At 70.3% G+C, this 1,319-nt stretch carries 2 protein-coding genes; one reads left to right on the top strand and one right to left on the bottom strand.

What is annotated here, in order from left to right:
* The coding region (locus AB0C35_RS46040; protein WP_358471034.1) for a hypothetical protein at positions 1–1,032 on the top strand (1,032 nt) is incomplete at its 5' end.
* A gap of 50 nt (positions 1,033–1,082) precedes the next feature.
* On the opposite strand, the gene AB0C35_RS46035 is transcribed toward AB0C35_RS46040, so the two are convergent.
* The coding region (locus tag AB0C35_RS46035) for a DUF6000 family protein (RefSeq protein ID WP_358471031.1) at positions 1,083–1,319 on the bottom strand (237 nt) is incomplete at its 5' end.

Raw genomic sequence — 1,319 nt, 5'->3', positions numbered from 1 at the left:
GTCATCCGCGTCGGACGCGGCTTCGACCGCATCAACCCCCTCGACGCCGGGCCCCTCGATGAGGCCCGGCGACGCCTCACCGGCGCCGACGCCGAGACCCTGCGGTGGGAAGTGCGGTCACGGCGGCTCTCCCTGCTGCTGGCCCTGGCGACCCTGGTCCGCGAGGCCCGCATCACCAACGCCGAAGAAGTCGTCCTCGGACACGCCATCGACCTGCTCGACCACCGCCTCGACACCGAACCCACCATCGTGGACGTCCTGCGCGTCCTGGAACAGGGGCCAGCCGAGCTGCGGTCCGCGACTCGTACCGACTCCGGCGACGCCTACCGGGCCCACACCCGCGACCTGGTCTTCACCCTCGACCTGCTCATCTCCGGGTCCCTGGCCGGTGTGTTCGACTCGGCGACCACCCGCCCGCTGAACCTGGACGCGCCAGCGATCAGCGTCGACATCTCCCGCGTCCGCGCCGCCGGCGACAAGCTCTTGACGGCCGCGATGCTGTGCACCTGGGCCTACGCCTTCGGCATGGTCGACGCCGCCACCACCCTCACCGACCTGGGCGCCGCCCCACGCCGTTCCTACCTCGGCGTCATGGACGAACTCTGGCGCGCCCTGCGCGGCGCCCCCGGCCTGGTCGAGCACGCCGACGCCCTGACCCGCCTCAACCGCGCCAAAGGCATGGCCTCCATCATGATCACTCATTCGCTGGCCGACCTCGACGCCCTGGCCACCGAGGAAGACCGCGCCAAAGCCAAAGGCTTCGCCGACCGATCGGCCATCACCGTCCTGGCCGGGCTGCCGCCCCGCGAGCTGGCCCGCGTCCACGAGATCACTCCGCTGACCGGGCCTGAGCAGCAGCTCGTCACCTCATGGTCAGCGCCCGACTCCTGGCAGCCCGGTGCCCGCCACCCCGGACGCGGCAAGTACCTCATCAAGACCGGCGAACGCCTCGGCATCCCCGTCGAACTGTCCCTCGTCGGCCCCGAAGCCGACCTCTACGACACCGACCAGGCGATTCGGGGTGTCGCATGAGACGTGATCCGACGTCTGGAGAACCTGGAACTGCTCCGCGTACAGGCGGATCAGCTTGTCGCGTCCATGGCCTCGTCGGCCAGGTCAGTGAGCACGCTCATGCGTCGCCGACATTCAGACGGTTCGGTGCCGGCGAAGGAGGATCGGCTCCACAGACCGCCCGGGGTGAGGTATTTGCCGGCGTAGCCGGTTCCCAGGGCGGAGTCCAGTTGCAGCAGCCCGCCGAGCGCCCACGCCTGGTCGTAGTGGCAGTCTCGCCGCGGCAGGTAGTGGTCCAGGTAGGCGGC

The organism is Spirillospora sp. NPDC048819 (assembly GCF_040650055.1).
In the GTDB taxonomy this organism is placed as follows: Bacteria; Actinomycetota; Actinomycetes; order Streptosporangiales; family Streptosporangiaceae; genus Spirillospora.
Note: the sequence above shows the minus strand (reverse complement) of the source record. Positions and strands in the feature narration are given on the sequence as shown.